This window comes from Pedobacter jeongneungensis (genome assembly GCF_039538295.1).
GTDB lineage: Bacteria > Bacteroidota > Bacteroidia > Sphingobacteriales > Sphingobacteriaceae > Pedobacter > Pedobacter jeongneungensis.
In genome coordinates this window covers 348000-373842 of record NZ_BAABBY010000005.1, presented here as the reverse complement: position 1 = coordinate 373842, position 25843 = coordinate 348000, and the positions used below count along the sequence as shown (strand labels likewise).

Annotated in this window: 22 protein-coding genes; 12 read left to right on the top strand and 10 right to left on the bottom strand. The window is 39.9% G+C overall.

Annotated elements, in window-relative coordinates:
• The first annotated feature begins 28 nt into the window (after positions 1-28).
• On the top strand, positions 29-1321 hold the full coding sequence (locus ABD769_RS11875; protein ID WP_344851629.1) for a leucine-rich repeat-containing protein kinase family protein: 1293 nt from the start codon (positions 29-31) through the stop codon (positions 1319-1321).
• Positions 1322-1437: 116 nt separating this feature from the next.
• Here the strand turns inward: ABD769_RS11875 and ABD769_RS11870 are convergent, their stop codons facing one another.
• A complete protein-coding gene (locus tag ABD769_RS11870; protein ID WP_344851628.1) occupies positions 1438-2100 on the bottom strand; it encodes a DUF1349 domain-containing protein in 663 nt (220 codons plus the stop codon).
• 176 nt (positions 2101-2276) lie between these two features.
• Here ABD769_RS11870 and ABD769_RS11865 point away from each other — a divergent pair, with 176 nt between their 5' ends.
• Entirely contained in the window at positions 2277-2843 is a 567-nt protein-coding gene (locus ABD769_RS11865; protein ID WP_316826460.1) for a Crp/Fnr family transcriptional regulator, read from the top strand.
• Positions 2844-2980: 137 nt separating this feature from the next.
• On the opposite strand, the gene ABD769_RS11860 is transcribed toward ABD769_RS11865, so the two are convergent.
• The 3 genes from ABD769_RS11860 to pepT form a co-directional block, all read right to left on the bottom strand.
• A complete protein-coding gene (locus ABD769_RS11860; RefSeq protein ID WP_344851627.1) occupies positions 2981-3412 on the bottom strand; it encodes a DoxX family protein in 432 nt (143 codons plus the stop codon).
• Positions 3413-3506: 94 nt separating this feature from the next.
• On the bottom strand, positions 3507-4373 hold the full coding sequence (locus ABD769_RS11855; protein WP_344851626.1) for an aldose 1-epimerase family protein: 867 nt from the start codon (positions 4371-4373) through the stop codon (positions 3507-3509).
• A 168-nt stretch (positions 4374-4541) separates the two neighbouring features.
• A complete protein-coding gene (pepT, locus tag ABD769_RS11850; protein WP_344851625.1) occupies positions 4542-5795 on the bottom strand; it encodes a peptidase T in 1254 nt (417 codons plus the stop codon).
• A gap of 59 nt (positions 5796-5854) precedes the next feature.
• Here pepT and ABD769_RS11845 point away from each other — a divergent pair, with 59 nt between their 5' ends.
• Genes ABD769_RS11845 through ABD769_RS11835 form a run of 3 tightly spaced genes read left to right on the top strand, consistent with a single transcriptional unit; the run spans position 5855 to position 8976 of the window.
• The gene (locus tag ABD769_RS11845; protein WP_344851624.1) at positions 5855-6586 is read left to right on the top strand and encodes a hypothetical protein; all 732 of its coding nucleotides are present in this window, start codon (positions 5855-5857) and stop codon (positions 6584-6586) included.
• 30 nt (positions 6587-6616) lie between these two features.
• The gene (locus tag ABD769_RS11840; protein WP_344851623.1) at positions 6617-8356 is read left to right on the top strand and encodes a M14 family metallopeptidase; all 1740 of its coding nucleotides are present in this window, start codon (positions 6617-6619) and stop codon (positions 8354-8356) included.
• A 5-nt stretch (positions 8357-8361) separates the two neighbouring features.
• A complete protein-coding gene (locus tag ABD769_RS11835) occupies positions 8362-8976 on the top strand; it encodes a rhomboid family intramembrane serine protease (protein WP_344851622.1) in 615 nt (204 codons plus the stop codon).
• Positions 8977-9104: 128 nt separating this feature from the next.
• On the opposite strand, the gene ABD769_RS11830 is transcribed toward ABD769_RS11835, so the two are convergent.
• Positions 9105-10088, bottom strand: a complete 984-nt coding sequence (locus tag ABD769_RS11830; RefSeq protein ID WP_344851621.1) for a hypothetical protein — start codon at positions 10086-10088, stop codon at positions 9105-9107.
• A gap of 167 nt (positions 10089-10255) precedes the next feature.
• Positions 10256-11392, bottom strand: a complete 1137-nt coding sequence (locus ABD769_RS11825) for a hypothetical protein (RefSeq protein WP_344851620.1) — start codon at positions 11390-11392, stop codon at positions 10256-10258.
• 78 nt (positions 11393-11470) lie between these two features.
• Here ABD769_RS11825 and ABD769_RS11820 point away from each other — a divergent pair, with 78 nt between their 5' ends.
• Positions 11471-12502 carry a dipeptide epimerase gene (locus ABD769_RS11820; RefSeq protein ID WP_344851619.1) on the top strand — a complete coding sequence of 344 codons (1032 nt, stop codon included), beginning with the start codon at positions 11471-11473 and terminating at the stop codon, positions 12500-12502.
• Here ABD769_RS11820 and ABD769_RS11815 read toward each other — a convergent pair.
• The gene (locus ABD769_RS11815; RefSeq protein ID WP_344851618.1) at positions 12480-12677 is read right to left on the bottom strand and encodes a DUF6358 family protein; all 198 of its coding nucleotides are present in this window, start codon (positions 12675-12677) and stop codon (positions 12480-12482) included. The genes ABD769_RS11820 and ABD769_RS11815 overlap by 23 nt on opposite strands.
• Before the next feature lie 135 nt (positions 12678-12812).
• Complete coding sequence (locus ABD769_RS11810; protein WP_344851617.1) at positions 12813-13130, bottom strand: rhodanese-like domain-containing protein; 318 nt, start codon at positions 13128-13130, stop codon at positions 12813-12815.
• Positions 13131-13258: 128 nt separating this feature from the next.
• On the opposite strand from ABD769_RS11810, the gene ABD769_RS11805 reads away from it, so the two are divergent.
• Both ABD769_RS11805 and ABD769_RS11800 read left to right on the top strand, forming a co-directional pair.
• Entirely contained in the window at positions 13259-14383 is a 1125-nt protein-coding gene (locus ABD769_RS11805; protein ID WP_344851616.1) for a DUF4407 domain-containing protein, read from the top strand.
• 231 nt (positions 14384-14614) lie between these two features.
• Entirely contained in the window at positions 14615-15922 is a 1308-nt protein-coding gene (locus ABD769_RS11800; RefSeq protein ID WP_344851615.1) for a M20/M25/M40 family metallo-hydrolase, read from the top strand.
• Between the two features lie 193 nt (positions 15923-16115).
• On the opposite strand, the gene carB is transcribed toward ABD769_RS11800, so the two are convergent.
• Together carB and ABD769_RS11790 are read right to left on the bottom strand one after the other, a co-directional pair.
• Positions 16116-18953, bottom strand: a complete 2838-nt coding sequence (gene carB, locus ABD769_RS11795) for a carbamoyl-phosphate synthase large subunit (protein ID WP_344851614.1) — start codon at positions 18951-18953, stop codon at positions 16116-16118.
• Positions 18954-19163: 210 nt separating this feature from the next.
• Positions 19164-19481 (bottom strand): carboxypeptidase regulatory-like domain-containing protein, encoded by a 318-nt coding sequence (locus ABD769_RS11790; protein ID WP_344851613.1) that lies wholly within the window; start codon positions 19479-19481, stop codon positions 19164-19166.
• A 435-nt stretch (positions 19482-19916) separates the two neighbouring features.
• Between ABD769_RS11790 and ABD769_RS11785 the strand changes: the two genes are divergently transcribed.
• The 4 genes from ABD769_RS11785 (at position 19917) to ABD769_RS11770 (ending at position 25817) form a co-directional block, all read left to right on the top strand.
• Complete coding sequence (locus tag ABD769_RS11785; RefSeq protein ID WP_344851612.1) at positions 19917-20447, top strand: AAA family ATPase; 531 nt, start codon at positions 19917-19919, stop codon at positions 20445-20447.
• 787 nt (positions 20448-21234) lie between these two features.
• Positions 21235-23679 (top strand): TonB-dependent receptor, encoded by a 2445-nt coding sequence (locus tag ABD769_RS11780; protein ID WP_344851611.1) that lies wholly within the window; start codon positions 21235-21237, stop codon positions 23677-23679.
• 141 nt (positions 23680-23820) lie between these two features.
• Positions 23821-24465, top strand: a complete 645-nt coding sequence (locus ABD769_RS11775; protein WP_344851610.1) for a thiamine phosphate synthase — start codon at positions 23821-23823, stop codon at positions 24463-24465.
• A 59-nt stretch (positions 24466-24524) separates the two neighbouring features.
• Complete coding sequence (locus ABD769_RS11770) at positions 24525-25817, top strand: hypothetical protein (protein WP_344851609.1); 1293 nt, start codon at positions 24525-24527, stop codon at positions 25815-25817.
• Positions 25818-25843: the final 26 nt, after the last annotated feature.

Below are 25843 nucleotides of genomic sequence, written 5' to 3'. Positions count from 1 at the left end.
CTTCGTTTCAAATTAAAATCAGTACCCTATGCAAAGCTTGTTGGCACTTCAAAATGGCGAACTCAATGGATCAGTATCGTTAAAACTTTCTGAAAACCTGAGTGAGTTTCCAAAAGAAATATTCGGGCTTGCGGATACTTTGGAAGTGCTGGATTTATCATTTAACAAATTAAGTGCACTACCTGAAGATTTTGGTCGTTTAAAGAAGTTGAAAATTTTCTTTTGCTCGGAAAATCTTTTTACAGTTTTACCTGAGGCCTTAGCCGATTGCCCTTTACTGGATATCGTTGGTTTTAAATCCAATCAGATTAAAACGGTACCGTCAAAGTCGATCAACCCGAATCTGCGCTGGTTAATTTTAACTAATAATAACATTACCGAACTGCCTGAGGAAATCGGTCTTTGTAAACGGATGCAAAAGCTGATGTTGTCGGGAAACCGCTTATCGGCCCTGCCCGAAGAATTGGCTAATTGCCGAAATTTGGCATTATTGCGAATTGCGGCGAATAAATTGCATGAGTTGCCGCAATGGATTACAGAAATGCCAAAACTATCGTGGATTGCATTTTCGGGAAATAATTTTAGTAAAACGCCAGCTGTTGAAACACTTTCATTAATCAACTGGCATGATTTAGAAATCAGCCATTTATTGGGCGAAGGCGCTTCGGGCGTGATTTCGAAAGCAAACAGAAACATCGGAGACGAAACGAGTGAAGTGGCTGTTAAAATATTTAAGGGCGATGTTACCAGCGACGGCCTGCCGGAAGATGAAATGACGGCCTATATTGCTGCAGGTTATCATCCGGGTTTGGTAAACCTGATCGGTCAGATTGCCCACCATCCGGAAGATAAAAAAGGATTGGTGATGGACCTGATTCCGCATCATTTTTATAACCTCGGCCATCCGCCCAGTTTAGAAAGCTGCACCAGAGATGTTTTCCCTGCCGACAGGAAACTTTCAGAAAAACAAATAGTTAGTATAGCAAAAACCATTGCCTCGTTAGCAGCCCAATTACATGAGGCTGGCATCATGCATGGCGATTTATATGCGCACAACACTTTAATTGATGAGGAAGGCAGTACCTTATTCGGTGATTTTGGTGCAGCAAGTTTTTACGATAAAACAGCTCAACCGGCCATGGCGCTCGAAAGGATAGAGGTAAGTGCTTATGGCTATTTACTTGATGACTTACTTTCTTTAAAAGATGATGAAGTGAATGAAGAGGTTTATGCAACCATCAGCAAACTTAGAGATGCTTGTTTGGATACCTTACCGTTAAACAGGCCAGGTTTTAAGGATTTAGTTAAGGCGTTGCAATAGAAAAATCGTCATCCCGACTGTAGCGCAGTCCCGAAGGTTCGGGAGAGAGATCTATCTAGACGGATTTCTCGACTACGTTGCACTTCGCTCGAAATGACGGTACATTAAGAACACTATTAATTCTGTTGTTTCCTGGCCCAATCCAATCTGCGCTGATCGGGTGTAGTTGTGACCTTAAAATTTTCGAAAGTGGCATTAAAGCCCTTACCATCAGGGCAGGCGGCTACCAAACCCACCATTACCGGGGCATTATCTTTAAAATAACAGGTACGGAGCATGGTATATTTCTTATCATCTAATGAATAGAAAATTTCTACAGCATCCAGTTTTCTAACGGCTTTTATCCAGATTGATGCCGGTGCTTTTTCCAGTTCCACCACGCTCCAATCGCTGGTTTTGTGTGTTACCACAGCACTTACATTTTGTTTTCCATTTACAAACTCTACTCCGGCTTTAATCCATTCTTCTTCATTAATGCGGAGCATCAATCCCATCTGGTCGAAAGTAGTTACATAATTTCCGGTAATTTTTACTTTCACTTCAAATTCTCCGCCATATGTGGCATAATAAAAAGGTGCGTCATCAACCGTAAAACCATAATGCGAAATGCGCCAGTAATCGGTTTTGGCCGGAACAAACATGCTAAAGGTATTTTTATCTTTAATTTCCCATTTCCCGGGTTCATTAAACCAGTTCATTTTAGCCAGGCTCTGGGCATTTGCTTTCTGAGTAATTAAATAGGCCAATATGACCATCACGGCTGATAATTTAAGTTTCATTTGTGTGTTTTAGGTTGGTTTTGTGTGTTTGTGTTCTGCAAACATAATGCAAGGCATAACTTTGGAAAAGGACATACATCACTATTTTATTGTGATGATTGTCACGTTTATGTTGAGCGGCAATTTTACCAGGATTATAAATCTTCAAGAAATATTACCTTTGGTATCAGAGAAACATGGAAACAAATTTTTTAAGGGCGCACATTCATCAGATCGTTTGTTTAACAGATGAGGAATTTGAGTATGCAGAATCTTTTTTTACAAAGCGGAAATACAAAAAACACCAGTATATCATCCAGGCAGGTGATGTTGCCAGTCAGGAACATTTTGTAGTAAAAGGTATTGTAAAATCTTCTTATACCGACCATGAGGGCAAAGAATATATTTTACAGCTGGCCATGGAAGAATGGTGGTTTTCTGATCCGAATGCTTTTAATACAGGAATGCCGGCTACCTTAAACGTGGATTGTATTGAAGATACAGAAACCCTTTCGATCTCTTTTGAAAATAAAGAAAAGCTCTGCGCTTCTTCCCGTAAAATGGAATACTTTTTCAGAAAAAAATACACTACAGGCAACATGGCCTTGCAAAAAAGGGTACTGGCCTTGCTGAGCAATAACGCGGGTGAGCGCTATAAGCAGTGGCGCAACCAGTATCCGTCTTTACAGAAAAGGATTTCGAAAACCCTTATTGCATCCTATCTTGGAGTAACCAGAGAAACTTTGAGCAGGTTATCGCTTTAAATTTTCTGTCTTTGCTTTTTTACTACCAAGGTCACAGAGGAAAGGCTTGACGTACACAGAGCCGGGAGCATATTATATGGTTTCCGGGCTCGCTATTACAAATCTGTGTTTATCTGTGCACATCTGTGTCAAAACCCTTATTTAATGCCGTCCACACTCCACTTATAGCCTGGCAAAGTTGCCAGCACCAAACTCGAAGCACTTACCACGAAAACCGAATAATTAAATGGTGCCCTGTAATTCGCAAAAATAAACATCGATAAGGCAAAGGCCAGCGTAAGTAAAAAACTGCCGATGGCTGCCAGTTTAATTTTATAACCGATAATTAGTAATATGCCAAAAATCAATTCACCGGCTGTGGCAATAATGCCCATAACATTGGCCAGTGCGCGGCTTAAATAAGGCATAAGTGAATTTGTATAATCTACAAATATCGACCAGCTACCCCAGCCCACAGTTGGCGAACCCGGTGCGCCCAGCCAGCCAAAGCGATCCATTACAGGCAATATAAAACCAATGCCCAAAGCGAGCCTAAGAAATAACTGAGCAAAATGTGGCGTGTTTTTCATCGTGTTTAAGTGAATAGAATATGCGCAATTTAGCGCCTGTATGTCATAACTTTCTTAAACCAGATTAAGAAATGAGCAGCTTCTGAAAATCAGCCTAAAAACACTCTACTTCCCAAAACCTCGACCATTTTTCGCCAGCCGCTAACTTAATGACGCCTTCTTTATGTTCCAGTTCCTGGTCGTGGTTAACGCCATCGGCCACACCGCACCAGGGTTCCAGGCACACAAAAGGAGCATCTGTTGCCGCCCATATCCCAAAGAAAGGAAAGTCTTCGAAATGGAAGTGAAGACCATAATCGTTTTTGGTATTCAATAAGCTAATGCAATTGCTTTGCAAAGTTTTAAACACCAGTGCATCGTTATAAAACAACTCGTGTTTAAGGTTTAATTTATGATAACTCAGCTCAATGTTTTCGGTTTCATCAGCCACTAAACCATCATCCAGCTTCCAGTAAGTTAACTTTTCATCTGTATTAAATGCGAGGTAATAATCTTCGTAAACCGTGTTTGGTGTATTGGGAACGGCAAACGCGGGATGTGCACCCAATGAAAATAAAAGTTCTTCAGTACCTGTGTTAATTACTTCATAAGTTAAATTTAACTTCCTGTCTATCAATTGATATTTAAGTTTCAGCCCAAAATAAAAAGGATAAATTTTTAAGGTTTCATCTGTTTGGGTTAAAGTAAACACAGCTTCGGTTTCACTTATTTTTTCGAAATTAAAAACATGATCGCGTGCGAAACCATGCCGTGGCAATTCGTAGTTTTTACCCTGATAATTAAAACTGTTGTTTTTTAATGAGCCAACAATAGGAAATAAAACAGGACTATGCTTTGCCCAATATTTGGGATTCGCATTCCATAAATATTCCAATCCGGTTTCTTTGCTAAATAAGCCTTGCAATTCTGCGCCTTTAGCCGCCAGGCTAACTTTTATATAGTCGTTTTCGAGAGTAATCATTTGCAATCTAAATTAGGGAAAAGATGTTCAGAAAGATATGTTTTTTATTAAAAATAAATCCTGTTCTGTTGGGAGCTCGGAGTTGAGCGTTTGGAGTCATTACGCCCTAGAACTGTATCCTTCATTTTGATTTTTAAGTGAATGTGACTCCAAACGCCCTACTCCAAACTAACTACGTTCTTCCCAGATACAAGCTATGTTAATAATGGTTTGCACAGCTTTCTCCATATCCTGTACGCTTACCCATTCCTGTTTGCTATGAAAAGCATGTTCGCCGGCAAAAATATTCGGACAAGGCAAACCCATGTAAGATAACCTCGACCCATCGGTTCCGCCACGGATACTTTGTTGTTTGGCTACTACGCCGGCACGCTCAATGGCCTCAATACCATACTGTACAATTTTTGGATGCTGATCGAGCACCTCTTTCATGTTGCGGTATTGTGCTTTGATCTCTAAAGTGTAACTCGATTTTGGATATTTCGCCATCACCTGCTTCACCGTTTCTTCTAAAAACTGACCGTGAGCAGCAAGTTTTTCATTGGTAAAATCGCGGATGATAAACTGCGCCTCGGCTTCCTCTACCTGCCCGTGCATGCTTACCGGGTGGATAAAACCTTCTTTTTGGTGTGTTGTTTCAGGCGTTAGCCTATCTTTTGGTAAGGTGTCTAAAACTTCCGCAAGGATTTTAATTGCACTTTCCATTTTTCCTTTTGCAAAGCCAGGGTGTGTACTTACGCCATAAATTTTAAGGGTGGCACCATCAGCCGAAAAAGTTTCATCTTCAATAGAGCCCAGGGTTTCGCCATCTATAGTATAGCCGAAATCGGCACCCAGTTTTTTTAAATCAGCTTTATCTACCCCCCTGCCTATTTCTTCATCAGGTGTAAAAAGAACTTTAATGGTTCCGTGTTTTACATCCGGGTTTTTCATAAAAAAGGCCGCAGCTTCCATAATTTCGGCTAAACCAGCTTTATTATCTGCGCCCAGCAGAGTAGTACCGCTGGCGGTAATAATATCGTTTCCGATTTGGTGCTTCAAATCTTTATGATCTGCCATCCTGATTACGATTTTAGGATCATCAGGCAAAACCAGGTCCTGCCCTTGATATTTGTCATGAATAATCGGCTTTACATTTTCACCACTGCAATCCGGCGAAGTATCCATATGCGAGCAGAAAAAAATTACAGGTAATTCTTTATGTGTATTGGAAGGAATGGTGCCATATACATATCCATTTTCATCCATTTCTGCATCAGAAACACCGATTTCTAACAGTTCCTGCACCAATTCTCTTCCTAAATTCTTTTGTTTTGAGGTTGATGGACAAGTTGGAGAATTGGGATCAGATTGCGTATCAATCTTTGCATATTTGATAAAACGCGCTTCTAAAGTTTTGTTAAAGTTGCTGTATGTGCTCATAATTCAAAGGTAAAAGTTATAGATATTCGATAAACATATTATTTTTGTAAAAAAACGATATGATTTTTAATTTGCTGAGAGCTACTTATATAACCCTTTTGCTTGTTTTTATTGGAAGTTTTTCTTTTGCCCAATCCAACTATTTTAAAATGTCGTACGGTTTTGGTGGTGGAGTGAACAAATCTTATACCGACGTTTACAAAGGAGGGTTTGGCTACACAGCCTATGGCGTATTCGATTATCATATCACCCCGTTTGTAACATTTGGCCTCGAAGGGCAGTATGGAATGGTTCAGGGCGGCGACATTGAAACCGATCCGCACAACCGTCAGTTTGTAAACAAATATAAAACCCTCTCTGTTAACGTTAAATTGATGCTTGGTGAAGTGGTTGACTATGATAAAAGCGAGTTTTTATATAATATAAGAGGCCTGTATTTAGGGCTCGGTGTTGGTGTTGTAAACAACAATATTACTGATATTGTAAGGTACAAACCAAGCTGGGCAGCTTATGATCCTGGTTATGGTCCTTTCCCCGGACAAGATAAAAGCAATAACCTGCTGGTGCCTATAAACTTTGGCTTTAACTATTTCATTAATGATGGTTATGGTTACATGAGGTATATCATCAATATCAATGCGCAATCGAATTTTACTTTTGGAGAGGGATTAGACGGTTATAACGATTCGAGTACCAAATTTAAAAACTACTCTCCCGACGTGTACAACACTTACACCATCGGTTTTAAGTACATGCTGGGCAGTATTAAATCTTATCGTAAAACACTTTAATAACAGCATTTCATTTCTTAGCTTTAAGGCATGAGAAAATTCTTTGTGTTATGTTTGCTATCGATGAGGCTAAAAGCCATCGCACAAAAAACACCTTTCGAATTAAGCGGAAAGACCGAAACCACAACCTACACTGCAGCAATATCTTATTACGAAAACCTGGCTAAAAATTATCCTGAAGCAAAACTATTTGCCTACGGAAATACAGATTTTGGAAAACCTTTACATCTATTGGTTTTATCACGTGATAAGGTTTTCGATCCGGTGCAGATCAGAAAAAGCAATAAAAGAGTCTTATTGATTAATAACGGGATCCATCCAGGCGAGCCTGAAGGGATAGATGCTTCGATGATGCTTGCCCGTGATCTGCTCAAAGATGGTAAACTCCCTAAAGATGTAGTCATCTGCATTATTCCACTTTATAATATAGACGGAAGCTTTAACCGCACAGGTACTTCGAGGGCCAACCAGAACGGACCGCTTGCCTATGGCTTTAGGGGCAATAGTAAAAACCTCGACCTGAACCGCGATTTTATTAAAACCGATTCAAAAAACTCGGCTGCATTTCAACTTATTTTTAACACCTGGCAGCCTGAAATATTTGTAGATACTCATACCAGCAATGGTGCCGACTATCAATATGTGATGACGCTTATTCCCACCCAAAAGGATAAGCTAAATCCCATACTTTCCGGTTATTTAACCCAAACTTTGGTACCTGATTTGTACACCGCAATGGAGAAAACGGGTTATCCGATGATTCCTTATGTAAATTCGATCGGCGAAACCCCGGAAACGGGAATAACCGGATTTATTGATCCACCGCGTTACTCAACAGGTTATACCACGCTCCATAATACCATTGGTTTTATGCCAGAAACGCATATGCTAAAATCATACGATTTACGCGTGGATGCCACTTATAAGCTTCTGGAAAGCTATATTCAGATTGTTGAACGTGATGCCAGGGTAATCGGGGAGAATAAACGCAAAGCCGATGAAGCTGTTGCAATGCAAAAGGATTTTCCCTTAGATTGGAAGCTAAATAAAACGGAAGTAAACGATTTAACGTTTAAAGGCTTTGAGGCCGGACAGAAACCCAGTACAGTAAGTGGCACCGATCGTTTATATTACGACCGCACCAAACCTTACACCAAAACCATAAAAGAATGGAATAAGTTCGAGCCGGCAATTTCTGTGCAAAAGCCGGTGGCTTATATCATTCCAAAAGCCTGGGACCGTGTAATCGCGCTGCTTAAACTGAATAATGTTAAAGTCAGGGAACTAAAATCTGATCAGAAAATTGCGGTAGAAAGTTATTACATCGGTGATTTTAAAACAGGAACCAGGCCTTACGAAGGGCATTACCTGCATTCGGCCGTAAAATTGAATACCGTAAAACAGAACCTGCAGTATTATGCCGGCGATTTTGCAGTGTACGCTAACCAGCCAGTTAACCGTTACATTATTGAAACCTTAGAACCGCAGGCTACCGATTCTTATTTCAACTGGAATTTTTTCGATTCTATCCTGGATATGAAAGAGCATTATTCGGCTTATGTGTTTGAAGATACCGCAACAGAATTGCTGAAAAACAACCCGGAACTGAGAAGTGCTCTGGAAGCCAAAAAATCAGCAGATCCTGAATTTGCCAAGAATGGTGCTGCACAACTTGATTTTGTGTATAAAAATTCTGATTATTACGAAAAAACACATAACAGATATCCGGTTGCCCGTTTGCTAACAGACGTAAAACTTGATTTAAAATAACCCCAATGGAATATTTCAATATGGCACCAGTTGCCTCGTTAATTTTTGTTTTTACCATCATTACCAGTCTGTATGCTTTTTACGATCATTCGATTTACGGAAAGTTTATGCTGCACCCATACAGCGTTTCAAAAGGACAGAATGTATATACATTAATTACCAGCGGACTTGTGCACGCCGATTGGATGCACTTATTTTTTAACATGTTTACATTTTACGCTTTCGCTTTTACACTCGAAAGTTTAATGGGAAGCTGGCGCTTTGGAATACTTTACTTTTTGGGTTTGGTGTTAAGCGATCTGCCTACAGTTTTTAAACATAAAGATCATTTTAACTATAATAGTTTAGGGGCGTCAGGCGCCATTAGTGCAGTACTTTTCAGTTATATTTTATTTAATCCGATGTCTAAAATTTACATCATGTTTATTCCCATCGGAATTCCTGCCGTAGTTTTTGGGATTTTATATTTAATTTATTGTGCTTACGCTTCACGTAATTCCAGAGATCACATCAACCACGATGCACACTTTTTCGGGGCGCTAACCGGATTGATTTTTACCATTATTTGCGTTCCGGGTATTTTGCAGAACTTTATTACCATGTTAACCGGCGGGAGGTAGTTTAACTTCGTCCTCTCGACTGGAACGCAGTGGAATGCCTGCCCGTACAGGCGGGGAGAGATCTATCAACACAGATTTCTCGGCTGCGTTGCACTCCGCTCGAAATGACGATCACGCCTAGATAAAACCTACCCTGCAGTTGGCAAATAAGGTTTCTCAAAGAAACTCATCGGCTCCTCAGGGTTTTTAATAATCTCGAACACCACGTAACCCCACGGTTTCCAGAAATTTTCCAGTACCTGTGCATATATTTTATTTTGCCAGACATCAAAAAGCGGTTTGGTCATGTTGCCGCGTAAAGGCATCGCTTCAATATAAGTAGTGCCTTCAACAGGCATAAAAGTATATTCGGGCAGGCGGTTAAAAAGATAGGCTGAATAATAAAAACGGGCACTCAGTTCTTCAAATTGTTCAGCCGTTAAAGCTTTACCTTTTACTTCGTTAATAATGTCCTGATGGTAGCGTTTATTGGTTCCATTATCCTGCAGGCAGGCAATAATGCCAAAATCTTTCATTTTTAAAGAGAAAGTGAGCGTATTAATTTCATCGCGGAAGCTGAATGGCGTTTCCTCATTCTCCAATTTTACAACGGTGATAGACCATGGCGAAAAATCCTCAAACTCCAGGTCTGTGTAAAGGTTTTGCATCATGAAATTCAGGTTGGCAAATTTCATCATTAACGATTGCGACATATTCAAACCATCAGCGGTCATTTCTTTGCGCAAAGCTGAATGCATTTCGATGTACACAAAACCATATAAAAACTTGCCAATCCAGTTAAAAAGATCCAGCTCCGGCAACGCAGCAACCGCATCGTAACCTTTTGCAAAAGCCGCTTCGATCTTAGCTTCCAGCGGATTTAAAAACTGCTCATTTACCTCACTGTTTACCGGAATCACCAGGGTGTTGTACGAACGGATGCTTTCATCCAAAAACTGGATCTGCTCTTCGCCGCTTAAACCTGCCTGCTCCAACAGCCATTTTGGTAGCAAAGGCACCTGAATAACAGGAGAATTAAAGGTTTTACCACTTAAAAAGCAGGTTTTATATAAAAAATCGAAATTCTGGAAAGGATTGTATAAGCCGGTATTCATCACTGCAATATTAGCCATTATATTTTAAGGGCTAAGCAACGATGTTTTATTTTAACGCAGGGATTACAACCTCACCCTGTGAGTGGCAGTAGTATAGCAGTGTCCACCGTTTCCCTCTCCTGCAGGAGAGGGAGACAAAAGACATTGCGGTACCAGCGACCTTAACAGGGTGAGGTGGGTGAAGTCTAGTAATTATTATAATAATACCCGATATCCTCTACCAACTGGTTGTAAATTGGTTTGGTAAACTCTAAAAACAGCGCACTTGGTGGCGGCGGCAATTGTTCTTTCCTTCTGGTGATGGCCAATTGCTGGTTGCTTAAAGCCCTGTCATCGCCTTTATAACTGGCCCAGCTATCTCTCCAAACATAAGTGCCAGGAAATTTCTGCTGGTGCACCAGTTTTCTTGTTTTCCAATCGGTAATGCTCATATCCAGTAAGCCTGAAGAGGAAATGTTTTTTTCAAAAATGCTTAAAGTGGCTTTTACCGTACCATAAACCGGTTTTTTATCGCGGGTTTCGCCAATCACCACACTATCGCGTTTTAGTTTTTCAACCCTTTCTTTTACATAAGTCTGGCCCACTACAAAATCATCAAAATTTAAACTCAATACCTGATCGGGAACAATTTTTTGATTGGTAGCCTGTTCTTCACCGTAAAAAATCACAAACTTATTTCTGGAGTATTTTGCAATATACTGATCAATCTGCTGTTGAAAATAATCAGCACTTAACTTATACAAGCTGCTATTTACAATAATCGGTTGCACCACAACCCTGGTTACTGCGGCCCAGTAAGCATCTTCCATTTTTGCTTTGGCATCTTTATAATCGGGCTGAAGGTTTATTGTTTTCTCAAACTCGTAATACGCTTTTTTTGCGGACTGACGGTTATTTTCCCTTAAATAGCCCAAACCTGAACCATACCTTGCACCGGCAGCATTATATTTACTATCAGCCAGTTCGGCAATGTATTTTGAAGGATTTGGAACGATCGCCAAACAGGCAGGGCAGCTATTGATATCATCGGCCAGCTGATTAATTTTTTGATAATCGTACATCACCGATTCCCACCTGAACAAATCGTTCGACATTTTGGCTTCGTCAATTTTCCGCAAATGACCCTGCAAAGCCAGTCCATAGGCCGTTTTCAGCACTTCCATTGCTTCGCTGTTTTTTGGCGAGTTTTGCAACCTGCTTACCGATTTTTCAACCGAAGCATCATAATCACCTTTTTGCAAGGCTTTTTTCCCTGTGGTACATCCTCCAATAATTATTAAGGATAAATAAATAAAATACCGTAATCTTGAAATGTTTTTCATGGCAGGAATATTTGCGTTAATAAACAAAGATAATTTGTAAGACGACAATTACCTCATTTATTTAGAAGACGATTGATAATGAAAATTAGTTGCAAGCAATTTGAGTTAGAGTTAAAACATCCTTTTTCGATTTCGAAATTTACCCGTACCAGTACCCCTTTAATGTTATTAAAGATCGAGCACGAAGGTGTTGTGGGGTATGGAGAGGCCTCTATGGTGCCATACATGGGCGAAAACTACGAAAGTGCAGGTAATTTTCTTAAACTGGTAGATTGGGATAGAATCCATTTTCCATTCAATTTTGAAGAAATTATTGCTTATTTAGATAGTCTTGCGCCTGGCCAACCTGCGATAAAAGCGGCTATCGATATTGCACTTAACGACATTCAAGGCAAACTATTAAACAAGCCCTGTTACGATATTTATGGTGCCGACCCGGCAAAAATGCCCGTAACTTCTTACACCATCGGGATTGATACCCCAGAAGTAATCCGCGAAAAACTGAAAGATGCCGAAGCATTTAAAGTGATCAAAGTAAAGCTGGGCAGGGATAACGACCAGGAAATTATTGAAACCATCCGCAGCATAACCAACGTACCCCTTTATGTAGACGCAAACCAGGGCTGGGCAGATAAAATAAAAGCAATCGACTTAATTTATTGGTTGCATAACCAGGGCGTGGTGTTGATTGAACAACCGATGGATAAAAATAATATTGAAGGAAATGCCTGGCTTACTGAACGTAGTCCGATTCCATTACTGGCAGATGAAGCGGTGCAGCGTTTAGCCGATATGGATAAACTTAAAGGGGCTTATCATGGCATTAATGTAAAACTAATGAAAAGCTGTGGCATGTACGAAGGCCATCAGATGATTTTAAAAGCCCGGTCTTTTGGCATGAAAGTACTGATCGGCTGTATGAGCGAAACCAGTTGCGCCACTTTAGCCGCAGCCGCTTTAGCACCATTATGCAACTGGGCCGATTTAGACGGGCCCTGGCTCACCAAAAACAACCCATTTACCGATCCCGATTTTGAAAACGGAAAATATGTTTTGAAAAATTTACCCGGTTTAGGATTAGAAGGATCTACTTCTGATCTTTTTCTTTAAAACTTTTTCTAAGCGCTTTAGTTAACTGATACTTGAAATAAAACAAGCAGCAAACCACACCAACCAAAAACGCTGCAGGCAGGTATTTATGGTTATTATAACACCAAACCAATCCAAAAATGGAAAGGATAATGGCGAGGTTATAAAAGATATTTAAAGCAAATTTTTTACCCACAATAGAAGGATTGAATGATAGAAGGATTGAATGATAGAATGAGTGAATGCGAGAGGAATTGAACGAGTGAATGCTAAATTTGGAATGATAGACTGATTAAACATTCACTCAACCTATCATTCCTTCATTCTATCATTAATATACTTGCATATTCGGGTCAAAAGCTTCTTGCCAGGCTAAAATACCACCTTTTAGGTTATAAAGATTGTCGTACCCATACTGTTGCTCTAACTGCATTACTGCTGCTGCACTTCTTTTTCCGCTACGGCACTGAATAATTACCGGTTTATCTTTAGCAACCTTATCCGCTTCAATTAAAATTCCGCCCAAAGGGATATTCTCACCATCAAGATTGGAAACCTCATATTCGAATGTTTCACGAACATCAATTAGTTGAAAATCTTCTTTGTTATCGATTTTCTCTTTTAGTTCTTGTACCGATATTTCTTTCATTTTATTAAATGTATTTATGCAAATATAGGAAAATCAGCTTTACACTCCCCATCAAAAAAATGCCATAAAATTTTGCTTAAAACTGTAACAACTGAAACCCTTAGGCGTTTAAATATAAATAGTTACAAATGGACAAACTGAACCGTTTCTTCTGGTTTTGCTCTGGCGCCCACATCCCAACGCTCGAGAAATACCCTTCGGAACAAAATAAATATACCGGCATTGGTGCCACCATCTTTTTTACGGGCTTGTTTGCAGCACTTTCTGGCGGTTACGCCATGTATTTTGTATTTAAGGGCACCGATCTCGCCGTAATTTTCGCCATCATTTTTGGTTTCTTATGGGGTGCAGCCATTTTTAATATGGACCGTTACATTGTATCGAGCATTAATAAAAGCGCAAGCACCAACAAACAGCTGCTCCAGGCTACGCCTCGTATTTTACTGGCCATTATGATCGGTATGGTGATATCGCGCCCAATTGAGCTTAAAATTTTTGATAAAGAGATTAAAGAACGCTTAAAAGTAAGTTACCTTAATGGTCAGCGGGCCAAAATTGATACTTTGAACAAAGCATTCGAGAAAAAATACCAGGTAGAATTTGGCAGGTTAAATCAGCAGAAAGCCACCAGGGATTCACTTGAAAAAGGCATCAAAGCGGACAGACAAAAGCTTAATTTCGAGATTTTCGGGAATAAAACCACTGAAACATCGGGGGTGATGGGCTATGGTCCTTATGCCAAACGTAAGGAAGCAGAAATTGCACAGCGAACCACAGAGCTTGATTCGTTAAAAGCTGCCATCAGTAAATCAGAAAGTTTTGTAGATAAACGCAAAGCATTTGATGGTTTGTTTACCGAGAAATTGTACACCAAAAAGCAATTAGACAGTTTATCGGATATTGCAGGTTTTGCCGACCGCAACTGGGCTTTAGGTCAGCTTAAATTTAATGTAGATGGCACCAGCGATAACAATACAGCCATTGCAGTTACTTTTATCGGACTGCTATTTATTTTCTTCGAATGTTTGCCGGTTTTTGTAAAACTCATGAGCGCCCGCGGACCTTATGATTATGCCATATCAGATGGTGATGAGGTAGCGATTTATCACTCTAAAAAAGACAAGGATTTCCACTTCGAAGTGGCCGATAACATCCACGAAACCAGGGTAGATTCCGAATCAACCAAAAAGAAAGAAATTATTAAAGGAAAAGCCTACCGCGACCTGGAGAAATATGATTGGGATGGGGAGTAGATGGAAGATGGATAATGTGAGAGGGATGAGGGGGCGAATGGTTTAATAGATCAGGGTAAATTGTAATGTTGAAAGGTTTCAAGGTTGCAAAGTAAAATAGAACTATGAACAAAAAAACCATCAACTATAAACCAATAAGGCTACGAACTATCAGGCCATCAACTAAAAAATCAGACAACTATCAGTCAAAAACCTTAATTTTCCCTAAATTCACACCTCTATACTTATTATATGAAGAAAATATTCCTCTTTACCCTTGTCGGAATGGCAAGTTTGCAGCTTAGGGCGCAAAATATTGATAAAATCATCACGCGTGAGTACACCGATCACCTGATTAAAACTTTAAGTGCAGACGATATGCAGGGGCGTGCAACATTTACCCCGGGCATTGATAAAGCAGCTACATTTATTGAGTCAGAATTTAAAAAAATCGGTTTACAGCCTCTAACGGGAGAAAAAACATTCCGCCAGACTTTTAACAAATACCAGGTAGCCAACCAAAGTACCATTGTTAAAATAGATGGACAGGAAATTGCACCGGAAAATTTAATGGTTACGGGCACTACCACCGAAAATATTACACTTGATAAATCGAATGCCACAGTAGTTAAGTTAGACCCCGAAAAGCCTTTTGTAGCTCAGTTCAGGGCTATGCTCAATGCAGAAAAGAGTCAGATTGTTTTGGTCGACAGTAAATTTGCAGATCTCTTTAACCGTTACAGGGATCATTTCAGTAAACCGGCAACTGTTGATGAAGAAGATATTAAAAAAACAACCAGTGCTGTACAGGTTTTTGTTTTAGGTAAGGATGCTGCAACAGATTTTTCAGCCACTTTTAAAAACAAGGTAACTAAAATGCCATTGTTCAATGTAGCAGGCGTAATTCCGGGTAAATCTAAAGCAAAAGAAATTGTGGTTTTCTCTGGTCATTATGATCATTTAGGCTTCTTAAAACCTGTAGAAGGTGATAGTATTGCTAACGGCGCCGATGATGATGCATCGGGCACAACCGCAATGATTGCCCTGGCAAAATATTACAAAGCACAAAAAAATAACGAACGTACTTTAATCTTTGTTGCTTTTACAGCAGAAGAAATTGGTGGTTTTGGTGCAAGATACTTCTCAGAAAAACTAAATCCTGATGATGTTGTGGCCATGTTCAATATCGAAATGATCGGTAAAGATTCGAAATTTGGAAAAAACACCGCATTTATTACTGGCTATGAAAGATCGGATTTTGGCAAGATTTTACAGAAAAACTTAGCTGGAACGGAATTTACTTTCCACCCGGATCCATATCCGGATCAAAACTTATTTTACAGAAGTGATAATGCTACTTTAGCCGCTTTAGGCGTTCCGGCACACACCATTAGTACCGATAAAATTGATATCGATAAATTATACCACAGCGTGAAAGATGAGTATAGCTCTTTAGATGTAGAGAATATCCTTTCTACCATCAAAGCCATTGCTAAAAGCGCTGTAACCATTGTAAACGGAACGGATACACCAACCAGAATACCGAAGCTGAAGAAATAATAAATTGTAAATCTACCAGGTTTTAAAAATCTAATAGGTTTAAGCGCGATCGTCATTTCGACCGAAGTGGAGAAATCTTTTCCGCCAGTTTAAAAGATCTCTCCGGTTCGCTGCGCTTCAGTCGAGATGATGAAACAAAAATGGCCAGTGAAAAATCACTGGCCATTGCTATTTATAACACTGAATAAGCAGATTACTTACTCAAGTACATCGATTTATCTTTGTAAAGCTTGCGGAAGTAAGGATCTTCCAAATCTTTGATGAAACGGATCGCCTCACCTGTTGATTTCATTTCAGGACCTAATTCTTTCGCTACTTCAGGGAATTTCTCGTAAGAGAAAACCGGTTCTTTAATCGCATAACCTTTAAGCTTGCGCACAATTGTGAAATCTTTCAGTTTTGCTGCGCCCAGCATAATTTTAGCCGCGATATTAATATATGGTACATCGTATGCTTTTGCAATGAACGGAACCGTACGCGATGCCCTTGGGTTGGCTTCAATTACATATACCTTTTCATCTTTAATGGCAAACTGGATGTTCAATAATCCACGTACATTTAAAGCTTTTGCAATTTTAATTGAGTATTCTTCCATCGCTTTAGTTACCGTTTCTGATAAGCTAAAGGTTGGTAATACTGCGAACGAATCTCCGGAGTGGATACCTGCAGGCTCAATGTGCTCCATCATACCTACAATGTGAACGTCATCACCATCAGAAATCGAATCCGACTCTGCTTCTTCTGCTCTATCTAAAAAGTGGTCAATCAATACGCGGTTGCCCGGTAAATCGCCCAATAATTTTACTACTGCTTTTTCAAGGTCTTCATCGTTGATAACGATACTCATCCCTTGTCCACCCAATACGTAACTCGGACGAACCAACACCGGATAACCCACTTCGTTTGCTACAACAATTGCTTCTTCAGCATTTTCTGCAACACCATATTTTGGATAAGGAATATTAAGATCTTTTAACAGGTCAGAGAAACGGCCACGGTCTTCCGCGATATCCATATTTTCGAAAGAGGTACCGATAATTTTGATTCCTTTTTCGGTTAATTTCTCTGCCATTTTTAAGGCTGTTTGTCCACCCAACTGAACAATTACACCTTCTGGTTTCTCCAGTTCAATAATTTCGCGTACATGTTCCCAGAAAACCGGCTCGAAGTATAATTTATCGGCCATGTTAAAATCTGTAGAAACCGTTTCAGGGTTACAATTGATCATGATTGCTTCGAAACCTGATTCTTTTGCAGCCAGTAAACCATGTACACAAGAATAATCGAACTCAATACCCTGACCAATACGGTTAGGACCAGAACCCAATACAATTACTTTCTTCCTGTCGGACGGTTTAGATTCGTTCTCCTCCTCAAAAGTAGAGTAGTAGTATGGTGTTTTAGCCGGGAACTCTGCTGCACAGGTATCAACCATTTTATATACCCTGTTGATGCCTAAAGCCTTACGGCGATCGTACACTTCATCTTCGGTAACGTTTCCTAACAACCAGGCAATCTGAATATCAGAGAAACCTTTTTGTTTAAGCGTTACAAAGAAATCCTGAGGGATATTATTTAAAGAGTATCTTTTTAGTTCAGTTTCAAGCAATACAAGCTCCTGAATCTGGTTTAAGAACCATTTATCGATTTTGGTTACCTTACGGATCGACTCCAAAGGCACGCCCATTACCATGGCATCTTTTATTAAGAACAAACGGTTCCATGAAGCATGTTCCAAACCGTCCATAATTTCTTCGATATTGCGCACCTGTCTGCCATCTGCACCTAAACCTGCGCGGTTAATTTCCAAACTCTGACAAGCTTTTTGCAGCGCTTCGATAAAGGTACGGCCGATAGCCATTACCTCACCCACAGATTTCATCTGCAAGCCAAGCTCTTTGTTTGCGCCTTTAAATTTATCGAAGTTCCAGCGAGGTACTTTTACGATTACATAATCTAAAGTAGGCTCAAAATAGGCCGAAGTGGTTTTCGTAATCTGGTTTTCAATTTCATCCAGGTTATAACCGATAGCCAGTTTTGCAGCGATTTTTGCAATCGGATAACCGGTTGCCTTACTTGCCAAGGCTGATGAGCGCGATACACGTGGGTTAATTTCGATGGCGATAATTTCGTCATTTACCGGGTTAACCGAGAACTGAACGTTACAGCCACCGGCAAAGTTGCCGATTGCACGCATCATTTTAATGGCCTGGTTACGCATTTCCTGATAACAACGATCTGATAAGGTCATTGCAGGCGCAACAGTGATCGAATCTCCGGTATGGATACCCATCGGATCGAAGTTTTCGATCGAACAGATAATGATTACGTTATCATTGCTATCCCTTAATAACTCCAGCTCATATTCTTTCCAGCCTAAAACCGCTTTCTCTACCAGTACTTCGTGTGTTGGAGAAGCTTCTAAACCACGTTTTAAAGCGGCATCAAATTCTTCTTTCTTATGTACGAAACCACCACCAGAGCCACCTAAAGTGTACGAAGGGCGGATTACCAATGGATAACCGATTTCCTGTGCGGCTTCTTTACCTTCCAAAAATGAATTGGCAATTTTCGATTCAGCAACACCTACACCGATATCAACCATTAACTGGCGGAAAGCTTCACGGTTTTCTGTTTTTTCGATTGCAGCAACATCTACACCAACTACTTTAACACCGTATTTTTCCCAAACACCACGTTCTTCAGCTTCTTTACAAAGATTTAAGGCTGTTTGACCTCCCATTGTAGGAAGTACCGCATCAATTCTAGGTAAATCTGCAGAGTCGATATGCTCTTGTAAAATAACCTCTATTGAATCAACAGTTAACGGGCGCAGGTAAACATGGTCACCGATAACCTTATCCGTCATAATAGTAGCCGGATTGGAGTTGATAATGGAAACGGTAATCCCTTCTTCTTTTAAAGAAAGGGCCGCTTGCGAACCCGAGTAATCAAATTCACAGGCTTGGCCAATGATAATTGGTCCAGATCCTATAATCAGTACTGAGCGGATGGAAGTGTCTTTAGGCATGATAAAGCTTAAACAATAATTAAAATTCTAAAGTATCAGGGTGTTTTAAACCCAGGAAGCAACGAGATTTTGTGCTTGTAAGAAGAAAAATCCCAACTGTTCTGTCGGGATGCAAAGATACACCTTTAGAGGGATTTTATGCTGATTTTTTTAAAATAAAAAAGAGGGTTTACCGAACCCCCTTTTTAGATTTTTCTTTCGTAAAATTCGCTACTGTTGCAATTTAATTTCGCCTAAATCTGTAGTGGCGCTATCTTTTACGGCAACCTTTTCTATCACAGCATCTTTATATGGTGCATTGGCTTTTATCACCACGTTATAAACACCTTGTTTAAGGTTGGTGAAAGTAAAAACTCCCTGATTTACTTCGGCTCTAAGCGTGTCTGTGGCAGCTACAAGCGTAACAGATGATGCAGCATCAACCGGGCTAATTTTTCCGATTATTCCGCCCTGTTTAATATTGGTAAATGCAATTGCACCCAGGGCAAATACAATAATCAGTGATAATACAACACATAATTTTTTCATGGTATATCGTTTTAGTGTGATGTCCGAAATAAATAACACCATTTTGTATAAATAGTTTTAAATAATGAACACCCCAAATACATATTGTACTATAAATTATACACGAATGTAAAATCAAAATGTACAATATTACCGCAAATGTTAATTAGTGTTAAAAGAATTTAGAAAAAACAGCCTCACGCGTCAGAATTAAGTCACGAAGTTGTGAAGATCCCATTATTGGCAATAATGTTGTAATAAGCAGAACATATATGCGTTTTGTATATACTTTAGACAATGATCTAAAGCTTCCTCCGCGGATTAGTTACCCGCAATGAGGATTTCTTCATAAATAGTTTGTTTGGTTTATTATCCGGTTAGAGGAGCCCTCCTCAACCGGATTTTTTCTTTTAAGGCTTTTTCCTTTACATTTGGATGTATTCAGAAAATTTTATCGTGAATAAAAATATCAAAAAAATCGCTGTTGTTGGCCCGGAAAGTACGGGAAAATCTACCCTATCTCAATGGCTGGCAAAACACTACAAAGTTTCGTGGGTGCCGGAATATGCCCGTTATTACTGCGAAAACCTGGTTACGGATTATACCCTGCAAGATGAAGAAAACATGTATTACGGACAAGTAGCCCTCGAAGATGCCATTTTAGCCGTTACCGAAAGCGATTTTATCATCTGCGATACCACTTTTGTTACCGTAAAAATATGGAGTGATGAGGTGCTGGGCGAAACGCCAAACATAGTACTTGATGCTTTGCCCAAAAGGCCTTACGATTTATACCTGTTAATGGACATCGATTTACCCTGGCAGGATGATCCGCTACGAGATTTCCCAGATAAACGAGAATATTTTATGGAGGTTTGGCATCAGGAACTACAATCGCTTCATGCCAATTATAAAGTTATTGGCGGTTTGGATGATGAAAGAATTGCAAATGCGATTAAGGCTATTGATGAGTTTTTGGGGAGATAATAAATCAATTAGGTTTTTTTATTTTTTGGAAACGATTGTCAGTAGTTTTTTGGCGGCCGGCAGTCCCGCCATCCACTTTACTCATCCCGATGCTAAGTTAGTGCCGATTCATCGGTAAAGAATTGGGAATCGTGTTCGCTGCTGTCGGGTTTATTTAACAGCGGTTTGTTACCATGGTGCAGAAACACGAACCGTTCCTACGGAACGGAAAAAAAACAACATTTTTTTTTCTACCCATAAATCGTCCCGATGGGACGATCTGTAATATGATGCCTTTGCCGTTCCGTAGAACGCCTGATGGGCAGCCGTTGATAAATTTAAATTTCTGGCCACCTAAACCTGATTGAAGTGGAAAGCCCGGATCCCGATTTTTCATCGGGAGAGGACTTGAAACGTAAAGCAGGACTAAAAATGCCATGTACACAGAACCGATCATTTTCTAAACATAAAAAAACGCTCTTTTTTAAATAATACTGTCAATTTTTGCCCGGTTAACCTATAACGCATTAAAAACCATCTGAATTGCCAAATATTTTCTACATTTGCCTCATCATTAGGGGTGCCTTGTTTAAATAAACACAAAAACAGGCTGAGATCATACCCATTTTGAGGTAAAAGGTAGAAGGTAAAAAGGTAGAGGGTAAAACCATCAGCCTTAAAAACCCTCCATCCATCAGCCTCGAATGCACCTGATCCGGGTAATGCCGGCGTAGGGATTGGAGTTATGGAAGTTTAACTGAAATCGGGGAAGCCCCTTTTCCGATGGGTTTAACTAAAAACAAAAACATTGAAAAATTTACTTTTTGCAGCGCTTGTTGCAATGCTACCGTTCTTTGCATCGGCACAGTTTTCGGTTACAGGCAAAATAACCGATCAGAATCAGCAAGCCCTTCCGGGTGCCACGGTAAAACTGAGGAATCAGAAAACAGCTGTAATGAGCGATGCCGGCGGAAATTATTCCATTACCAACCTGTCGAACGGAAAATATACCCTTATAGTAAGTTATGTGGGCTATAAATCGACAGAAAAAACGGTAGAACTTACGCAAAACACTACCCTGGATTTTAGCCTCGCGCCACAAAATTTCCTTACTGAGGAGGTAATTGTTCGCGCAACCCGTGCTACAGATAAATCGGCAACTACTTATAAGAATATCAGCAAGGAAGAAATCCAGCAGAATAACTTCGGGCAGGATCTGCCTTTTATTTTGCAGAATACCCCTGGCGTAGTGGTAAACTCTGACGCTGGTGCCGGTGTGGGTTATACGGGGATCCGGATCCGCGGGAGCGATAACAGCAGGATCAATGTAACGGTGAACGGTATTCCGATTAACGATAGCGAAAGCCAGGGAACGTTTTATGTAAACATGCCCGATTTTGCTTCTTCGGTTGATAATGTACAGATCCAGCGCGGGGTAGGTACCTCAACCAATGGCGCAGGTGCCTTTGGCGCAAGTTTAAACATCCAAACCACCGCCAGCGAAACGGAACCTTACGCAGAGGTAAACAGCACTTATGGCAGTTTCGACACCTGGAAAAACACGGTAAAAGTTGGGACAGGCTTAATTAATAACCGTTTCAGTTTCGACGGACGTTTATCGAGAATCAGTTCTGATGGTTATGTAGACCGCGGATCGTCGTTACTTAAATCGTATTTTTTATCTGGTGCCTACCATGGAAATAAAGATTTGTTGCGTGTAAATGTTTTTTCGGGCAATGAGAAAACCTACCAATCGTGGAACGGCATTCCGCAATCACGTTTAGAAAATGATGTAGCCGGAATGAATGCCTATATCGACAGAAACGGATTAAGTGCCGAAGATGCTGCAAACCTTTTAAACTCGGGCAGAAGGTACAACAGTTTCCTTTATAATAACCAGACGGATAATTATACACAGAACCACTATCAGTTAATTTATGCCAGACAGTTTTCTGATCAGTTTTCTTTTAACGGGGCATTACATTATACTCAGGGACAAGGGTATTACGAAGAATACCGGGTGCAGGATGAACTGAAAAACTACGGTCTAAACCCTGTTGTTATTCCTGGCGGAGCTCCGGTTACCAATACCGATTTAATCCGTCGCCGCTGGCTGGATAATGATTTTTATGGGGTTACCTATGCTTTCAACTATGTGCCGGAAAAGAGTTTAAACTTTACTTTGGGTGGTGCTTACAACGAATATAAGGGAGCACATTTTGGCCAGGTAATCTGGGCGCAATACGCATCAAACGGAAACATAGACAGGCATTATTATGATAACGATGGTTTCAAGACCGATTTTAACGTTTATGGTAAGGTAAACTACAGTCCGGTTGAAGCTTTGAGTTTATTTGCCGATTTACAGTACCGCCGTGTTTATTATGATATTGCCGGAACAGAAAACAAATTGAATACCCTGGCGATTAACCAAACCCTAAATTTCTTTAATCCTAAATTTGGCGCTACTTATTTTATTAATCAGCAAAGCAATGTTTACGCTTCCTTTAGTGTAGCCAATAAAGAGCCTAACCGCGATGATTATACCGATGCAACGGTAGGCGTTACCCCTAAACCGGAGCACCTGAACGATGTGGAATTGGGTTACCGTTTTAAAAATGATCAGTTTAATATTGGCGCTAATGCTTATGGCATGTTCTATAAAAACCAGTTGGTGGTAACCGGAAAAATAAATGATGTGGGTGGTAACTTCCGCCAGAATGTAGATAAAAGTTATCGTATGGGTATTGAATTGGACGGTTCTTATATCATTAGCAAACAGTTTATTGTAAACGCCAACGCCGCTTTTAGCCGCAACAAAATCAAAAACTTTACCGAATATTATGATGATTACGATAACGGCGGACAGGTAGTAAACAACTACAACCTTACCGATATTTCATTTTCTCCAAACACGGTGCTATTTGGCGAACTGGTTTATAAACCTGTAAGTGGTTTTGCTATCGCATTACAGAGCAAATATGTTAGCAAACAATATTTAGACAATACGCAAAACAACGACAGAACCATTAATGGTTACTGGGTAAATAACGCACGTTTAGGTTACGATTTTAAATTTGCCGGCGTTAAAAATATTAACCTTGGTTTATTGGTGAATAATCTTTTAGATAAAAAATACGAAAGCAACGGCTATACTTATGGTTACCAATCGGGCGGGAGCAGAATAACCGAAAACTTTTTCTACCCGCAAGCCGGAACTAACTTTTTACTGAGTTTGAACGTTAAGTTTTAAGAAAGGCCAAAGCTGAGAGACTAAAGCCTAAATAAAAACTAAAGCTAAAAATCGCCATTTGAAGATCAACTCTCAATGGCGATTTTAGTTATATTGCCCTCCTGATCTTAAAAATCCTTTAATCTTACAAATCCTGATCCAATGAAGTATATCGAAAAATTTCAGTATATCACACACGATATTCCACACTTAAGCCACATCGAACAGGTACAGTTAGCCTGCGAGGCAGGAGCAAAATGGATCCAATACCGTTGCCTGAGTAAAACAGATGAAGAACTTTTGCAGGATATCAATGCCATTGCAGAAATCTGTGATGATTGGGGTACCACACTGATTGTTACCGATCATGTGCATTTAAACGGAAAAGCCGATATCCAGGGTTTCCACATCGAGGATATGGATGCTGATTTTATTGCCTTGCGCAAATTAGTGGGTAATGATATTACTTTAGGTGGCTCAGCAAATACACTTAAGAATTTAATCAGACTGGCTAGCGAAGGAGCAGATTATGCAGGGTTTGGTCCATATGCAGTGACTGAAACCAAGCCTAACGATTATCCGCTTTTGGATCTCGAAGGTTATCAGCAAGCCATAAGGGAATTAGAGGAAAAAGGAATCGATCTTCCGGTATTGGCGGTAGGGGGCGTTAAAATTTATAATGTAGAAGCTCTAATGCAAACCGGCGTTTACGGAATAGCCGTTTCCGGAGCAGTTAATTTTGCTGATGATTTTATAGAAGCTTATCAGGATTTTTACAGCTTAGTTAAAGAAAGTGCTGTTAATTAACATTTTATAGTTTGATGACCGTTGGATAATTTTTAGTTTTGGGATAAACCCAAACCAATATGTCTGAAAACGCGCTTCAAACCAGCCCTTCATGGAATATTTATAAAAAAGTATCCTTCAGGTTCTTTTTTCTGCTGTTATCACTTTTTATTATCCTGAACAATAACGGCGCTTTCATGGTGCTGTCGGGTGTATTGCAGTTGCCTGGTTTACTGCTACACGATTTTATTCCCTGGTTCTCCAAACATATCATCCACTACACTTACGATTTTAGCATCCAAACCAACGGAAGTGGCGATACCTCATATGACTGGGTATTATTGCTGGTTATGTTTCTTGTTTCGGTTATAGGTTGTATTATTTGGTCGGTTTTAGATCGCAAACGCAAGAGTTATAATGCTGCATATTATTGGCTGGTGGTGCTGGTTAGGTTTTACCTGGCTTTAACTTTATTACTATATGGAGCGGTAAAAGTAATTAAGCTCCAGTTTCCTGATCCTTCGCTAAACAGGTTGCTTCAGCCATTTGGCGATGCCTCTCCAATGGGTCTGGCATGGACCTTCCTTGGTTTTTCGAAAGGATATAATCTTTTTATGGGCATTGTAGAAGTTTCTGCGGTTTTACTATTATTCCGCAGAACGGTAATTGTGGGTGCTTTCCTGTCACTCGCAGCAACCGCTCATGTAATGTCGATGAATTATTTTTTCGATGTTCCTGTAAAACTACTCTCTACAGCACTTGTAGTAATGAGCCTTTTTATTTTAGCTCCCCACTTTTTAAAATTATACCGTTTCTTTATTAAATACGAAAGTCAACAGCTCGATCAAATGTACCGGCCAACCTTTAAAAAACGATGGCTTTATATTTCGGCTTATAGCTTAAAATACCTGTACATTACGGCTTCGGTTATTTTACTTCTATATTCATTACTTCAGCAAAGAAAAACTTATGGCAGCGCCGCTCCGAAACCATTTTTATACGGTATTTACAATGTAGAAAACATGAAACTTAAAGGCGCAGTGTTACCGCCATTAACTACCGACAGTACCCGATGGAAACAGATGATTATTAGCTATGAGGGTTATGCGAAGGTTAAAAAAATGAATGATAGTATCGTCAATTTCACCACGGTTTTTAACCAGAAAAAGAAAGAACTGGTATTAAAATCCACCGCTAAAGATTCACTGAAATATGTGCTAAACTACAATCTTATCGGGAAAGATCAACTTGTTATTTCGGGCTTGAGAAATAAAGATTCTGTTTCGGTGAGTTTTAAAAAGAAAAACCTGAAAGATTTCAGGCTAACTAACAGGGGTTTTCATTGGGTAAATGAATATCCTTATAACCGCTAATCATTTTACCCGGAGCTGATTCTTCG

Bases quoted from the DNA above. Each gene is read 5' to 3' on its own strand.
- ABD769_RS11875 (WP_344851629.1), top strand. From the start codon at position 29: ATGCAAAGCTTGTTGGCACTTCAAAATGGCGAACTCAATGGATCAGTA.
- ABD769_RS11870 (WP_344851628.1), bottom strand. From the start codon at position 2,100: ATGAAACTTAAATTATCAGCCGTGATGGTCATATTGGCCTATTTAATT.
- ABD769_RS11865 (WP_316826460.1), top strand. From the start codon at position 2,277: ATGGAAACAAATTTTTTAAGGGCGCACATTCATCAGATCGTTTGTTTA.
- ABD769_RS11860 (WP_344851627.1), bottom strand. From the start codon at position 3,412: ATGAAAAACACGCCACATTTTGCTCAGTTATTTCTTAGGCTCGCTTTG.
- ABD769_RS11855 (WP_344851626.1), bottom strand. From the start codon at position 4,373: ATGATTACTCTCGAAAACGACTATATAAAAGTTAGCCTGGCGGCTAAA.
- pepT (WP_344851625.1), bottom strand. From the start codon at position 5,795: ATGAGCACATACAGCAACTTTAACAAAACTTTAGAAGCGCGTTTTATC.
- ABD769_RS11845 (WP_344851624.1), top strand. From the start codon at position 5,855: ATGATTTTTAATTTGCTGAGAGCTACTTATATAACCCTTTTGCTTGTT.
- ABD769_RS11840 (WP_344851623.1), top strand. From the start codon at position 6,617: ATGAGAAAATTCTTTGTGTTATGTTTGCTATCGATGAGGCTAAAAGCC.
- ABD769_RS11835 (WP_344851622.1), top strand. From the start codon at position 8,362: ATGGAATATTTCAATATGGCACCAGTTGCCTCGTTAATTTTTGTTTTT.
- ABD769_RS11830 (WP_344851621.1), bottom strand. From the start codon at position 10,088: ATGGCTAATATTGCAGTGATGAATACCGGCTTATACAATCCTTTCCAG.
- ABD769_RS11825 (WP_344851620.1), bottom strand. From the start codon at position 11,392: ATGAAAAACATTTCAAGATTACGGTATTTTATTTATTTATCCTTAATA.
- ABD769_RS11820 (WP_344851619.1), top strand. From the start codon at position 11,471: ATGAAAATTAGTTGCAAGCAATTTGAGTTAGAGTTAAAACATCCTTTT.
- ABD769_RS11810 (WP_344851617.1), bottom strand. From the start codon at position 13,130: ATGAAAGAAATATCGGTACAAGAACTAAAAGAGAAAATCGATAACAAA.
- ABD769_RS11805 (WP_344851616.1), top strand. From the start codon at position 13,259: ATGGACAAACTGAACCGTTTCTTCTGGTTTTGCTCTGGCGCCCACATC.
- ABD769_RS11800 (WP_344851615.1), top strand. From the start codon at position 14,615: ATGAAGAAAATATTCCTCTTTACCCTTGTCGGAATGGCAAGTTTGCAG.
- carB (WP_344851614.1), bottom strand. From the start codon at position 18,953: ATGCCTAAAGACACTTCCATCCGCTCAGTACTGATTATAGGATCTGGA.
- ABD769_RS11790 (WP_344851613.1), bottom strand. From the start codon at position 19,481: ATGAAAAAATTATGTGTTGTATTATCACTGATTATTGTATTTGCCCTG.
- ABD769_RS11775 (WP_344851610.1), top strand. From the start codon at position 23,821: ATGAAGTATATCGAAAAATTTCAGTATATCACACACGATATTCCACAC.
- ABD769_RS11770 (WP_344851609.1), top strand. From the start codon at position 24,525: ATGTCTGAAAACGCGCTTCAAACCAGCCCTTCATGGAATATTTATAAA.